The 14243-nt window shown below is 63.2% G+C and carries 11 protein-coding genes; 8 read left to right on the top strand and 3 right to left on the bottom strand.

What is annotated here, in order from left to right:
* Positions 1 to 59 precede the first annotated feature (59 nt).
* Together ACCQ13_RS00955 and ACCQ13_RS00950 are read right to left on the bottom strand one after the other, a co-directional pair.
* Positions 60 to 1067: a patatin-like phospholipase family protein gene (locus ACCQ13_RS00955; RefSeq protein WP_104605010.1), complete on the bottom strand. Its 1008-nt coding sequence runs from the start codon at positions 1065 to 1067 to the stop codon at positions 60 to 62.
* Between the two features lie 215 nt (positions 1068 to 1282).
* Positions 1283 to 2266: an IS5 family transposase gene (locus tag ACCQ13_RS00950; RefSeq protein WP_159406463.1), complete on the bottom strand. Its 984-nt coding sequence runs from the start codon at positions 2264 to 2266 to the stop codon at positions 1283 to 1285.
* A gap of 468 nt (positions 2267 to 2734) precedes the next feature.
* On the opposite strand from ACCQ13_RS00950, the gene ACCQ13_RS00945 reads away from it, so the two are divergent.
* The 3 genes from ACCQ13_RS00945 (at position 2735) to ACCQ13_RS00935 (ending at position 5858) form a co-directional block, all read left to right on the top strand.
* Positions 2735 to 3202: a DUF4410 domain-containing protein gene (locus ACCQ13_RS00945; protein ID WP_104604576.1), complete on the top strand. Its 468-nt coding sequence runs from the start codon at positions 2735 to 2737 to the stop codon at positions 3200 to 3202.
* 143 nt (positions 3203 to 3345) lie between these two features.
* Positions 3346 to 4242 (top strand): RDD family protein, encoded by an 897-nt coding sequence (locus ACCQ13_RS00940; RefSeq protein WP_159406462.1) that lies wholly within the window; start codon positions 3346 to 3348, stop codon positions 4240 to 4242.
* Between the two features lie 2 nt (positions 4243 to 4244).
* Entirely contained in the window at positions 4245 to 5858 is a 1614-nt protein-coding gene (locus ACCQ13_RS00935) for a hypothetical protein (RefSeq protein WP_223214383.1), read from the top strand.
* A 15-nt stretch (positions 5859 to 5873) separates the two neighbouring features.
* Here ACCQ13_RS00935 and ACCQ13_RS00930 read toward each other — a convergent pair whose 3' ends face one another.
* Complete coding sequence (locus ACCQ13_RS00930; protein WP_104604580.1) at positions 5874 to 7199, bottom strand: right-handed parallel beta-helix repeat-containing protein; 1326 nt, start codon at positions 7197 to 7199, stop codon at positions 5874 to 5876.
* A gap of 274 nt (positions 7200 to 7473) precedes the next feature.
* On the opposite strand from ACCQ13_RS00930, the gene ACCQ13_RS00925 reads away from it, so the two are divergent.
* The 5 genes from ACCQ13_RS00925 to ACCQ13_RS00905 all read left to right on the top strand — a co-directional run bounded on the left by ACCQ13_RS00925 (position 7474) and on the right by ACCQ13_RS00905 (position 14234).
* The gene (locus ACCQ13_RS00925) at positions 7474 to 9102 is read left to right on the top strand and encodes a TldD/PmbA family protein (protein WP_167526801.1); all 1629 of its coding nucleotides are present in this window, start codon (positions 7474 to 7476) and stop codon (positions 9100 to 9102) included.
* A gap of 282 nt (positions 9103 to 9384) precedes the next feature.
* Positions 9385 to 11019 carry a TldD/PmbA family protein gene (locus tag ACCQ13_RS00920; protein WP_167526800.1) on the top strand — a complete coding sequence of 545 codons (1635 nt, stop codon included), beginning with the start codon at positions 9385 to 9387 and terminating at the stop codon, positions 11017 to 11019.
* A gap of 14 nt (positions 11020 to 11033) precedes the next feature.
* A complete protein-coding gene (locus tag ACCQ13_RS00915) occupies positions 11034 to 12368 on the top strand; it encodes a TldD/PmbA family protein (RefSeq protein WP_159406461.1) in 1335 nt (444 codons plus the stop codon).
* Positions 12365 to 13177: a DUF4159 domain-containing protein gene (locus tag ACCQ13_RS00910; protein ID WP_159406460.1), complete on the top strand. Its 813-nt coding sequence runs from the start codon at positions 12365 to 12367 to the stop codon at positions 13175 to 13177. The genes ACCQ13_RS00915 and ACCQ13_RS00910 overlap by 4 nt, the downstream gene beginning before the upstream one ends.
* A 64-nt stretch (positions 13178 to 13241) precedes the next feature.
* On the top strand, positions 13242 to 14234 hold the full coding sequence (locus ACCQ13_RS00905; RefSeq protein WP_104604585.1) for an AAA family ATPase: 993 nt from the start codon (positions 13242 to 13244) through the stop codon (positions 14232 to 14234).
* Positions 14235 to 14243: the final 9 nt, after the last annotated feature.

Raw genomic sequence — 14243 nt, 5'->3', positions numbered from 1 at the left:
CATACAGCGCGAAATCGTCATGCATCGCGTCGGTCGAATTTTTGGTGACTGATGGGACGCTAGCTCCAGTTACTTGAAACCCAGTCACGCACTCCCTGCCACGCATCGGTCTTCATGTAGCTGGTTGCTTCGGCGGCCAGATCGGCGACGTGTTTCCAGTCGTCCAGTGCATACGGCCTGCCAAGTGGCAGATTCGCACGCATGGCATTGCCGCCCAGGATCTGCTCAGTCTGTATCCGCACCAGTTCAGCGGTGGTGTCCATCGTCAAGTTGAGCAGGGGCATGGCCGGCACCGTCCCACTTGCCCATGGGTGCAACCAGGAAGAGACGCCCCACTTGAGCGGATTGCCGATCACTGCAGGCGGAATGCCTTGCGGGCTGCTTCCGGTACCCAACGAAAGCAGTTTGATGTCGCCAACGCTGCTCACCAGACCACTCGCGACTGCTTCAGCGATGGCCGTCATCGCCGGGTTGTTGGCGAATACCCCACCATCGGCAAAAAATCCATAATCGTAGTTTGCCCCGGCAACCCGGTAGGGCGGAAAGTAGGTAGGGGCTGCCGAAGTGGCGAGCGCCGCATCTACCATACTGATCCCTGGATACGCGCTGGAAGAGGTATTGGAAAAGGTGGCGGGCATCCAGCTATTGCCATCCCATAGCCGCGCAGAATTGATCGCGACGAACCGCTTGGCTGCCGACAGCGGTGTGCTTCCAAGCAAGTGCTTGGCCACCGTGAGCAATCCATCGTTCTTGTACTGGCTGCTCAAGAAGCCAGGGCCGCTGCCCAATGCGGAATCGAGTGGGGGCTGCTGGCTCGCAGCCTCTTGAGCGAGTAGCCAACCGTTCGACTCAAAAATGGTGGCACCTTGCGTCATGTACATTTTAATGATTTGTTCGATAGGAACACCGTTGACCAGAGCCAGCGCAAGTAGCCCTCCGGTAGAGGTTCCGGCAAAACCGTCAACGTTCTCGAGTATCTGACTGTGCTGATCGAGGTCCTGGATAAACAAAGCGGTAATCAAGCCTCGAATACCGCCGCCATCGCAGCTGATGATCTTGAACGACATCGGTATCTCCTGATAACGAAGGGAATTTTTTGTTCAAACCACACGGCTGTGACGGAAATTTCAGCTGTCTGATGCGGGTGACGAGAAGCCAGTGCTTTTAAGGATTGTCTGATCAACGCAGCCAGGAGACGGAAAAAGCCGTCCTGGGTCGCGTAAAACTCGTTCAAACCTTCGATTTTCGCCGTTTTCAGCGCATTTCCGAGGGTTTCCCCGGATTACAGACGCAACTCGGCCATCGCAGGCAATAAGTGCTTTCGCTTCTGCCACAGGTTCGACAGCGCAAACAGCGTCAACACCTGCGCGGTGTTCTTCGCCAAACCGCGATAGCGCACCTTGACGTAGCCGAACTGGCGTTTTATCACGCGGAACGGATGCTCCACCTTCGCCCGCAAGCTGGCCTTGGTGTGCTCCCAACGCTTTGCCCGCTTCAACGCGCGTTTGTTCTTGATCTGCTTCAACTTCGAGCGCTTTTCTGCGATCAGGTAGCGCAGCTTGCCCTTGCCTGCCATTTCCTCGCGCTTGTCCAGTCCGGTGTAGCCGCTGTCCCCGCTCACCGTGTCTTCCTTGCCGTGCAGCAGTTTGTGCGCCTGCGTGACGTCCGCCGCGTTGGCCGCCGTGCATTCCACGTGGTGCACCAACCCGGACTCATCATCCACGCCAATGTGCGCTTTCATCCCGAAGTAGTACTGGTTGCCCTTCTTGGTCTGGTGCATTTCCGGATCGCGTTCGCCCTGCTTGTTCTTGGTCGAACTGGGCGCAGCAATGATCGTGGCATCCACGATCGTGCCACCACGCAAGCTCTGGCCCTTGCGTGACAGATGCGCGTTCACTCGATCAAACAGCTTGCGTGCCAAGTCGTGCTGTTCCAGCAGATGCCGAAAGTTGAGAATCGTGGTCTCATCGGGCACCCCATCCAGGCCGCCGATCTTCGCAAAACGCCGCATCGACAACGTGTCGTACAACGCCTCTTCTGCCCCAGGGTCGCTCAGCGCATACCACTGCTGCAGAAAGTGAATCCGCAGCATCGTTTCCAGTCGATACGGCTGTCGACCAGGCTGGCCCGACTTGGGATAGTGCGGTTCGATCAGCGCCAGCAAGGCCTTCCAAGGCACCACCTGATCCATCTCGGCCAGGAACACCTCCCGCCGTGTTCGCTTGCGCTTGCCGTTGTACTCCGCGTCGCCAAAGCTCAGTTGCATCGAAATCGTCCGCTTGGGTCGTCGGTTAATTGTCGCAGATCAGGCTGCTTTGTTCAGAGCGTCCTTAAAGCCGCATTTCGAATCCCGATCCGCCTTCCGGCCGGCGCAGCTCGCCATGCTGTCGCATCCGCGTACAGCACTTGACGTTCTGTCACTTTCGCAATGGATTCAACCATGCAGCAATGGCGAATAACGATCTGTGCTTCATCTTGCGCAACAGAAATAATGCAGCAGCCGTATTGGCACCCGACAAATCGTCTCGCTTGTACTGAACTGTGATCGACTACGGCCTTCGGGTTGTATGCGAAGGTGCTGAGTGACCGCATCGGCGACGCCCTTGACCGCGTTGGTTATATCCCCGCGCTTCGCATTGTCGGAATTCTCCCGACATTCACTGGCGCCGGGACTTGTTACGCTTCGCAGCCAGCTGGCAATCGGCTGGTTCGAATGGATTCCACAGGGGACGACATGAAGAAGATGGCCTGCGCACTCACGCTGATGGGCGCCTCCTTGCTGTGCGCTTGCTCTACCAACAGCGTGGTACGTCAGTCATACAAGGCCGACGCTGCCACCACATACTGGTATCAGATCACTGGTAACGACGATACCGATGCAGCCAGCCTGGCCATGTTTCGGCGACAGCTCGATGCCAAGTTGGTCGAAGCCAAACTCCGTGGCACGCAGGGAGCGCCGGGGGCACGCCAACTGGACATCCGCGTGACCCATTACTACATGCGCAGCAATGGCGCACGGTTCTGGGCTGGCATCATGGCCGGACGCGACAAGGTCAAGACCTCGATCGAGGTCAAGGATGCTGGCAAGACCGTGGCTGCCTTCGATGTGGAGTCGACCAATAGCACCGCCTGGGGCACGTCGGAAGGCCTGATCGAAACCCATGCAGAAGAGATCGTCGAACGCCTGGCGCATATGCGATAGCGCCCACGGGTGAGAACGGCAGGGCTGCGTGCAAGCCGTCACCGCATGCACTGACGCGCGGTGCTGTCGCTGCATCCCGCTGGTGTTTGCAGCACTCGTGCGACGGACACGTGCCGTCACCATTCCACCAACAGAAGGCCGTCATGTCACCCATCGGGATGGAGCAGTACTGGTACGCCCAGGAAAATGGCGGCGCGGTGGGCGGAACACGGTTGGAGATACAGGCATGGTTTGCAGAAGGGCGCCTGCGCCCGGACACATTGATGTGGACAGCAGGCATGGCCGACTGGAAAGCGTACGCAACCTGCTCCCTGTTCCACTCCGCGCCGCCTGAACTTCCAGTCACCGGCCCAGAACCGCCGCCCTTGCCGGAAAGGCTGGTCACCAAGGATCGCCGGGCGAACCCCCATTTCGGTTCCGGCGACTTCCTCGCCCCGATGAGCCGTGTGCCACAGGTGTTACCCGCCGATGCACCGCCGCTGCATGTGTATGCCGATGGCTGGCAGGACGTGCGGCCGCACCCGTGGCGCCGATATTTTGCGCGTAGTTTCGATTCGCTCGCGCTGGGGATGCTGCTGTGGTTTGCCATCGGCATGGTGGTGGGTACCGTGAGCCCGCCGCTGTATTCGTCACTGGTCTATCCGTTGATAAGCAGGCCACTGGTGTCAGGCATGCTGACGACACTCTTGTTGGTGGCGATGCTCGCAATCTGGATCGGGCTTTGCGGCAGTAGTCCCGGCAAGTGGTTGTTCGGGATCAGGGTCCTGCGTCCTGACGGCTATGCGCTGGGCGTGGCGGATGCCTTTTGCCGCGAGGGGCGGATATTCGTCTTCGGCATGGGGCTGGGGTTACCGCCGATCAACATGGTTGTACAGCTATTTGCACTGGTACATCTCATCAATGCGGGAAGCACCTCCTGGGACAGCAAGCCAGGCTGGGTCGTCACGCATCGGCCTACCGGCCGGTGGCAAACAGGCCTGTACGTTGTGGCAGGGATCACTGCACTGGCGCTGGTAGCCCTATTACGCTGGCTGAAATAGACATGCAATCACTCCATTTACGCGACCGGCGCGGCTATCTGGGCGCAAGGGAAATCAGCCGGGTCAAGGCGGAATTCGAGCATGGCCAGTATCGGCCGGACACGATGTCCTGGTGCCCTGGCGAGCCGAGTTGGACATCGCTCGGCCGTCGTTGGAGTCCGCGCCGCACACCGTGGCTGCGTGTATGCGGCATCGCCGCGTTGATCGGCTGCCTGGCACTGGGCGTTGCATTGCCGCTGTGGGGGATGCACGCGCCCGGGCCACCCCCACTGCCGCTTGCGTGGCACCTGGGCCTGTTTGCCGTCTCGCTGCTGCTGACAGCGGCCGTGCTCGGCGTTGCGGTCAAGCGCGACCCCGGCTACGGCACCTCCCCTGCCTGGACGTCGGTCTGGTTGCTGATATCGGCACTGCCATTGATCGCCACACTGCTGTTTCAGCAGATCGAAAATGATCGTATCCGCCACGAGGAGACCGATGCCCGCATGCGACTCAGCGCAGACAAGCGCGTGCTACGTATCGATGGGTTCATCTCGGCGAATTTCGTCCCGGACTTCAAGGCAGCCATTGCGCAGGCGCCACACCTGCAGCGGATCGACATTCTTAGCGGTGGTGGCCTGGTCGAAGATGCGCTGGAAGTGGCGAAGATCGTGCGTGCCCGTGAACTGGTGGTGCGCGTCGATGACCGTTGCGCCAGCGCCTGCACCCTGCTATGGGCTGCGTCACCGGCACCGGAGTTGGGCCTGCATGGGTCCATCGGCCTGCATCAGACCTCGACACCGAGCAGATCGCCCAAAGAGTGGCGGGAGTCTGCGCTGCAACACGTAGAGACGCAGTCGCGCGAGATTTTGCTGCGGGCCGGATTTGGGCCGGATCTGCTCTCCAAGCGCAGTCATACCCCTCCGACGTCGGTCGCGTGGGTCGATGCCATCGAACTCATCGACAGCGGCGTAAGTCTGCGGGTGGTGGATGCCCAGGGCAGACAAGCGACACCAGCGGCCCTTGCCATGGCTGGCGCGCTTCATCAGATGAACGCAAGCGATGCAACCTGGCGTGCCTACCTGGCCTACGCGGACAAGCAGCCGGACCCGGTTCTGCAGCGTGCGCCCGCGATCCGGCAGGCCTTGCTCGCTAAAGACAAGGAGATTGCAATTGCCTGGCTGCGCAGGCTCTACATCGAACTGAATGCCTTTGCATTTGGGCGATCGTCCGACGCCGACCTGGTGCGTTGGGGGCAAGGCACCGCCGCACTCTGGGAGCACGCCGCACGCACGCGCAACAAGGCGCAATGTAACGCATTGCTCAATAACGACGCCCGCTTACAAGACCAGAGAACCCACGCACGCGTGCGCGAACTACTTGCCGATCTGGTCGAAGCAGCATCGCTCAAGCAGCCGCAGCAGGATGTGCCAGAAACAGCCAGAAATGCCGTCCAGGTCCGCTACAACGCGCTGTTCTGGGAACGGGTGGCCTCGCAGAAGGCAACGTTCAACTGGGCAGCGTCGTCGCCGCTATGGCGCTGTGGAGCGACAGCGCAGCTTTATCAGGAAACGTTGTCCCGGCCAGCTCCACAAGCGGCCGCATCGCTGCGCGCACTGCGCTCACTGTATTTCGAATGAGCGCTGGCGCGCGGACTACTGCGTTTCGAACGCGCCCAGGTCTGGTGCGCGCCCGTTGAAGGCTTCGCCGGCATCGGCGCCGGCATCGATCAGCGCGCTACCCGGGGCCAGTGTTGCGAAACTGACGACCGGCAGATTGCCGTTGGCTTGGCGCGGGCGGGTGAGCTGGCGCTCGTCCAGGCTGACGAAGTCGCGCGCAGTGGCGTTGAGCGGTAGGGTGAAGGAGTTGCGCCCGATGGTGTTGGCGCTGGCCGCACCCAGGTTGGCGATTTCGACCTTTGCGCCATAGCCGAGATTGTTGGCCAGGGTGTGCGCGTAACCAGGCACGTCGGTGCGGTTGTCCGCCAGCGTGGAAAGCATGTCGAAGTTGGCGCGGCCGTTGTTGATGGCGGTGTTGCTGATCCAGGTCTGCCCGCCGATCTGATGGTTGGCATAGAACCCGTTGCTGCGGTTGTCCACCGCCAGGTTGAAGGCAATGCGGTGCTGCGGCACCGGTTGCGGATAGGCGCTGCCGTTGCGGCCGTAGCCGCCTGCCTTGAAGCCATTGCCATCGCCCAGCAGCGTGCCGTCCACGTCGAACCCGTTGCGGAACGACCAGTTGTGCTGCAGCGTCACCGCTTCCCAGGCATTGATGAGGTCGAACCCGTCATCGCTGTTATTCCAGGCTCGGCTGCCTTCGATGCTGTTGCCGGTGCTGCCGGCCGCTGCGGGGTGCACGCCGAAGCCATCGATATTGCCGTAGGAAAAGCTGTTCAACCCCTTGTTGTTGTATGCATCGACATTGCGCACGCGGTTATTGCTGCCGGCCACCAGATACCAGCCGATCGCCTGGCCGTCGTGGATGGCCAGACGTTCGAACAGATTGCCGTTGCCGCCTTCCACCCGGAACGCCTCCGACTGGGTCAGGCGGTCGGCGATGGTGATACGCACGCCAGTCACCTCGAAGCCGCGGAAGGTGCAGTGGCTGGCCTTGATCCGGAATGCTGCCACGCGCTGGTCCGCCGGAGTCACCGCAGTGAAGTCGAACACCGGCCGCTCGGCATCGGCGCTGACGTAGGCGATGCCGTCCTTGGTGATGTCGTTGACGATCGCGTAGGGCTGCCGAACCGCAGTGATGTTGGCCGTGGTCAGGCGATAGGTGCCGCCACGCAGGTAGACGGTATCGCCGCTGGCCGCTGCGGCCTGCGCGGCCATCACGGTGGCGAACGGCCGCGCACGCGTGCCGGTGTTGCTGTCCGAGCCGGTCGGCGATACATACCAGTCGGCAGCGGCGCTCACCAGCGGCAACATGCCGGAAAGGACAATAAGCGCCGCCACGACGCAGCGAGCGGTGGTTTTCATCACGTTTCCCCCAAAGTGATATGGACGGCGCACGCGCTGCAACGGCGGCACCAAACGCAGCGCAGCAAGGCGGCTATGGACGGCAAAACTAACGGCGCACGCGTGCGGCCACAAGCGCTCGGGTTCGCTTACTGCAACGGCAATTCCCCTCTGCATGGGGGGCTGTACGCTGGGCCGGTCGGGCGGCGGCACTTGACCAAACCGGCATGGGCGGTAAGGCTCGGCTGCTAGCGTGCATCTGCTGCATTGCGCGCACTGATTGGAGAGACCGCACGTGGACCGTCGTACCTTCCTCACCCTGTCCAGCATCGGGGCCGCCGGCATGCTGCTGCCGAACACGCGGCTGATCGCGGCCGACCACCTGCTCGCGCCGGTGGATGCGGCGCGCAACCGACGCCTGTCCGATACCGCGCTCACCACCGCCAAGGCCGCTGGCGCCAGCTATTGCGATGTGCGCGTTGGCCGCTACCTGCGCCAATTCGTGATGACCCGCGAGGCGCAGGTGGACAACGTGGTCAACGCGGAATCCAGCGGCGTGGGCGTGCGCGTGCTGGCCGATGGCGCCTGGGGCTTCGCGGCCACCCACACGCTGACCAGCGATGGGGTGGCTGCGGCCACGCGGCAGGCGGTGGCGATTGCCAAGGCCAATGCGCGGCTGGGCGGTACGCCGGTGCAGCTGGCACCGGTGACGCCGTCAGGCGAGGTGCGCTGGCGCACGCCGATCAAGAAGAACGCGATGGAGGTGACATTGCAGGAGAAGGTGGCGCTGTTGATGGACGTCAATGCGGCCGCGCTCAATGCCGGCGCCACCTTCGTGGCGTCGCGCCTGTTCGCCATCAACGAGCAGAAGTATTTCGCCAGCAGCGATGGGTCCTACATCGACCAGGACGTGCATCGGCTGTGGCTACCGTTCACCGTGACCGCGGTGGACAAGGCCAGCGGCACGTTCCGCACCCGCGACGGGCTGTCTTCGCCGATGGGCATGGGCTACGAATACCTGGATGGCGATCCGCGCGAGAAGCATGCGCTGCCGGGCGGGCTTGTCGGTTATGGGAACAGCTACGATGCCCGCGAAGACGCCATCGCCGCCGCCAAGCAGGCACGCGCCAAGCTCACCGCGCCATCGGTGAAAGCGGGCAAGTACGATCTGGTGATCGACCCGAGCAACCTGTTCCTCACCATCCATGAGTCGGTGGGCCATCCGCTCGAACTCGATCGCGTGCTGGGATACGAAGCCAACTACGCCGGCACCAGTTTTGCCACGCTGGACAAGCGCGATGCGAAGTTCCGCTGGGGCAGCGATGCGGTGACCTTTGTCGCCGACAAGACGCAGCCGGGCAGCCTGGGCGCGGTGGGCTACGACGACGAGGGCGTGCAGACCAAACAATGGGAGTTGGTGAAGGACGGCATCCTGGTCGATTACCAATGCACCCGCGACCAGGCGCACCTGCTGGGCAAGACCGCTTCGGATGGCTGCAGCTACGCCGATTCCTGGTCGAACGTGCAATTCCAGCGCATGCCCAACGTCTCGCTGGCGCCAGGCAAGACGCCGCTGGCAGTGGCCGAGATGATCCGCAACGTCGAGCGCGGGCTGTATATCCACGGGCGCGGCTCGTATTCGATCGACCAGCAGCGCTACAACGCACAGTTCGGCGGGCAACTGTTCTACGCGATCAAGAACGGCCAGGTCACGCGGCTGGTGGAAGACGGCGCCTACCAGATCCGCACGCCGGAATTCTGGAACGCCTGCAGCGCGGTATGCGACGAAGGCGACTTCCGCCTGGGTGGCTCGTTCTTCGATGGCAAGGGTCAGCCCAGCCAGGTGTCGGCGGTGTCGCACGGTGCCTCCACCACGCGCTTTGACGGCATCAACGTCATCAACACCGCGCGCGCATTGTGGTGAGCGCACGCCGCACGCGGGTGCCGGTCGCGCCGCCACGGGTGTCCACACCCACCAGCCCATGCCGGCCTGCCGACACGGGCCGTGCGCAGTGAGCGGCACGACTGCCACCCGACACGCCCTCGCACAGTGCCGTGGCACCAGGCAGGGGCACTCGCCCACACCCCTGCCGAAAGTCATTTGACGCGGCATTCATCGCCCGGCAAGAATCGGCGACACCGTGCGGGTGCCATCCGCGCGTCACTACACCACCCGCGCAGCGTGCGCGACGATTGGGAGTTGCCCGTGCAGCGACGTGATTTCCTGGCCCTGAGCGGGCTGACCATGGGCGGGCTCGTCCTGCCCGCCTACTTCGGCAACGCGATTGCCGCCGAGCAGTTGTTGACACCCTTCGATGTGAGCCGCAAGAAGCGCCTGGCCGACGCCGGCCTCAACGCCGCGCGGCAGGCCGGCGCCAGTTACTGCGACGTGCGCATCGGGCGCTATCTGCGGCAGTTCGTGATTACCCGCGAAGACAAGGTGCAGAACGTGGTCAACGCCGAGTCCATCGGCACGGGCATCCGCGTGATCGTGGGCGGCGCGTGGGGCTTTGCCGCCACCAACGAGCTCACCGAACAGGGCGTGGCCAAGGCAGCGGCGCAGGCAGTGGCCATCGCCAAGGCCAACGCCAGGGTGCAGGGCACGCCGGTGCAGCTGGCGCCCGCACCCGGCGTGGGCGAGGTCAGCTGGAAGACGCCGATCAAGAAGAACGCGATGGAAGTGCCGATCAAGGACAAGGTGGACCTGCTGCTGGGCGTCAATGCCGCTGCGGCCGCCGCCGGCGCCAACTTCGTCAACTCGATGCTGTTCGTGGTCAACGAGCAGAAGTATTTCGCCAGCACCGACGGCTCCTACATCGACCAGGATGTGCACCGCATCTGGGCACCGATGAGCGTGACCGCCATCGACAAGGCCAGCGGCAAGTTCCGTACCCGCGAGGGGCTGTCCGCACCGATGGGCATGGGCTACGAGTATCTGGACGGCGCTGCCGCCGGCAAGTTCGTCTCGCCCAATGGCGTGGTGAACTACGGCCTGTCCTACGATATGAAGGAAGACGCCATCGCCGCAGCCAAGCAGGCGCAGGAAAAGCTCAAGGCGCCTTCAGTGAAGCCCGGCAAGTACGACCTGGTGTTGGACCCTTCGCATACCTGGCTGACCATCCACGAGTCGATCGGCCATCCGCTGGAACTGGACCGCGTGCTCGGCTACGAGGCCAATTACGCCGGCACCAGCTTCGCCACGCTGGACAAGCTCAAGTCCGGCTTCCAGTACGGCAGCGACAAGGTGCACATCCTCGCCGACAAGACGCAGGCAGGCAGCCTGGGCGCGGTGGGTTACGACGATGAAGGCGTGAAGACCAAGCAATGGGACCTGATCCGCGACGGCAAGCTGGTGGATTACCAGGCCATCCGCGATCAGGCGCATATCCTGGGCAAGACGGCCTCCGATGGCTGCTGCTACGCCGACTCCTGGTCCAGCGTGCAGTTCCAGCGCATGCCCAACGTCTCACTGGCCGCCGGCAAGACGCAGCTCAGCGTGAGCGATGTCATCAAGGACGTGGAGAACGGCATCTACATCATCGGCGATGGCTCGTTCTCCATCGACCAGCAGCGCTACAACGCGCAGTTCGGTGGTCAGCTGTTCTATGAAATCAAGAACGGTGCCATCACCCGCATGCTCGAAGACGTGGCCTACCAGATCCGTACCCCGGAATTCTGGAATGCCTGCAGCGCCGTGGCCGATCAACGCGATTACCGCCTCGGCGGTTCGTTCTTCGATGGCAAGGGCCAGCCGAGCCAGGTCTCGGCGGTCTCGCATGGTTCGTCCACCGCCCGCTTCGATGGCATCAACGTCATCAGCACCGCCCGCTCGCTCGGCTGACAGGAGAAACCCATATGAGCATCCTTACCGAAGCGCAGGCCAAGGCCATCCTGGACAAGGTCATCAAGCTGTCCAAGGCCGACGAATGCACCGCCACGCTCAGCGGCGCGATCGACGGCAATATCCGTTTTGCGCTCAACAATGTCTCCACCAGCGGCATCGTGGACAACACCGACCTGCAGGTGCAGGTGGCGTTCGGCAAGCGCGTCGGCGTGGCCACCATCAATGCGTTCGATGACGCCTCGCTGGAGCGCGTGGTGCGCCGCGCCGAAGACCTGGCCAGGCTGGCACCGGAGAATCCGGAGTTCATGCCGGCGGTCGACAAGCAGACCTATGCACCCAGCCCCACCTTCAGCGAGTCCACCGCTGCAGTGGACCCGGCGTTCCGCGCGCAGGTGGCCGCCGATTCGATTGCCCCGTGCAAGGGCAAGGGCCTGATCGCGGCCGGTTTTCTGGAAGATGGGCAGAGCTTCACCGCGTTTGCCAACAGCAAGGGCAACTTCGGCTATCAGCGCGGCGCACGCTTCGACTACACCTGCACCGTGCGCACCGAAGACGGCCGTGGCTCGGGCTGGGTGGGCCGCAATCTCAAAGATGCAGCCGACTTCAAGGCCGAGCAGGACATCCGCATCGCCATGCGCAAGGCCAGCGATTCGGCCGAGGCCAAGGCATTGGAGCCGGGCAAGTACACGGTGATCCTGGAGCCGGCGGCAGCGGCGGGATTGATCTCTTTCATGATGCGCTACTTCGATGCGCGCATGGCCGACGAAGGCCGCAGCTTCCTGTCCAAAAAGGGAGGCGGCAACAAGCTGGGCGAACAGGTCTACGATCCGCGCGTGAACATCACCGCCGACCCATGGGATGCACGCGCAGCGGTGCTGCCGTGGGACGAGGAAGGCCTGCCGCGCGAGAAGATGTCCATCGTGGAGAACGGCAAGATCGCCAACCTGCAGTATTCGCGCTACTGGGCGCAGAAGAACGGCAAGCGTGCGGTGGGCGAGCCGGGCAACCTGCTGATGGCCGGCGGCGAGAAGAACATCGCCGAACTGGTGCGCGGCACCGACAAGGGCATCCTGGTCACGCGCACCTGGTACATCCGCATGGTCGACCCGCAGACCGTGCTGCTCACCGGGCTGACCCGCGATGGCACGTTCTACATCGAGAACGGGCAGATCAAGCACCCGGTGAAGAATTTCCGCTTCAACGAATCGCCCATCATCATGCTCAACAATATCGACGAGCTGGGCAAGCCGGTGCGCGTGGCCGGCGACGAATCCAGCTACGTGATGATGATTCCGCCGATGCGGCTGCGCGATTTCACGTTTACCTCGTTGTCGGATGCAGTGTGACCGAGAACCGGGAATCGGGAGCGGGGAATCGGGAATGGGGGAGCAAGAGCCGCTCCGCTCGACCTGACTGTTCGCCAGCGCTGCCGGTTGCCGATTCCCTCCCGGCTGCTACATCACGTCGTCACGTCCTCGGCCTGCTGCTCGGCAGCGCCGGGGCACTGGCGCTGCCGCGGCGAGTGCATGCGGCCGGCAACTACGACTTCTGGTTTACGCGGCTGCGCTACGACTCCGGCGATTGGGATGTGGATGCGCGCATGCCGTCCAACCTGCTGACCTCGTTGATCGACTACACGCAGCTGCGGGTCGACCCGCAGGAGCATGTCATCGACCTGGCCGATCCGCGCATGTTGCAGGCGCCGTTCTGCTATCTGTCCGGGCACAAAGTGGTGGAGTTCAACCCGGCCGAGCGACGTAACTTCGAACAATACGTGCGCAACGGCGGCTTCGTCTTCGTGGACGATTGCAACCACGATATCGACGGCCTGTTCGCCACTTCGTTCGAGGCGCAGATGCGCACCATCTTCGGCAAGAGCGCCTTACAGAAGCTGCCGAACGATCACCGCCTGTACAGCGCGTTCTTCAAGTTTCCCGGTGGCCCGCCAGCCACCAGCTTCGAACTCAATGGCTGGGGCGACGACCTGGTGCACGATTATCTCAAGGGCATCCACATCGACGGCAGGCTGGGGGTGCTCTACAGCAACAAGGACTACGGCTGCGAATGGGATTACGACTGGCGCAACAAGCGCTTTCTGGCCGAAGACAACACCCGGTTCGGCGTGAACATCGTGATGTATGCCTTGACCAACTGACTCCAGCACGCAGGAGCGCGCCAGCGCGCGCCTACGCCAGCAGCCACAGAACGAGACTTCCCCCATGACGTCCCCCAGCAACGACATCCTCACTGCCCAGCTCTCGCAACTGGGCGCGCTGCGTGCTGCCTTGGCGCAGGCCGTGGTCGGCCAAGAGGCAGTGGTGGAGCAGCTGCTGATCGGCTTGCTGGCCGGTGGCCACTGCCTGCTGGAAGGCGCGCCCGGACTGGGAAAGACGCTACTGGTGCGCTCGCTTGGCCAGGCGTTGGAGCTGCAGTTCCGCCGCGTGCAATTCACCCCGGACCTGATGCCCAGCGACATCCTGGGTACCGAGTTGCTGGAAGAAGACCACGGCACCGGCCACCGGCATTTCCGCTTCCAGCAAGGGCCGATCTTCACCAACCTGCTGCTGGCCGACGAACTCAATCGCACCCCGCCCAAGACCCAGGCCGCGCTGCTGGAAGCGATGAGCGAGCGCACCGTCAGCTACGCCGGCACCACGTATGCGCTGCCGGCGCCGTTCTTCGTGCTGGCCACGCAGAACCCGATCGAGCAGGCCGGCACCTACCCGCTGCCGGAGGCGCAGCTGGATCGCTTTCTGTTGCATGTGCGCGTGGACTACCCCAGCGAGCAGGAAGAGCGCGACATCCTCAGCCAGACCACCGGCACGGCCAGCGCGCAGGTGCCCAAGGTGATGGATGCGGCCAGCGTGCAGGCACTGCAGCAGCATGTGCGGCACGTGCATGTGGGCGCAGAGTTGCTGACCTGGATCAACCGCCTGGTGCGCGCCAGCCGGCCTGGCCCACAGGCCAGTGACGCAGTGCGCCAGTGGATCAAATGGGGCGCCGGCCCGCGCGCGGGCCAGTCGCTGGTGCTCGCTTCCAAGGCACGAGCGCTGTTGCATGGCCGGCTCGCCGCCACCCGCGAGGATGTGCTGGCGCTGGCCGCGCCGGTGATGCGGCATCGCCTGCTGCTGTCCTTCGCCGCCGAAGCCGAACAACGCAGCGCCGACGAGGTGGTCGCCGCGCTGCTGCACGCCGTGCCGTTCCCGTCCTGATCGGGCCGT

The sequence above is a fragment of the Xanthomonas sp. NCPPB 1638 genome, from assembly GCF_041475635.2.
Taxonomy (GTDB): Bacteria; Pseudomonadota; Gammaproteobacteria; order Xanthomonadales; family Xanthomonadaceae; genus Xanthomonas; species Xanthomonas cucurbitae.
Note: the sequence above shows the minus strand (reverse complement) of the source record. Positions and strands in the feature narration are given on the sequence as shown.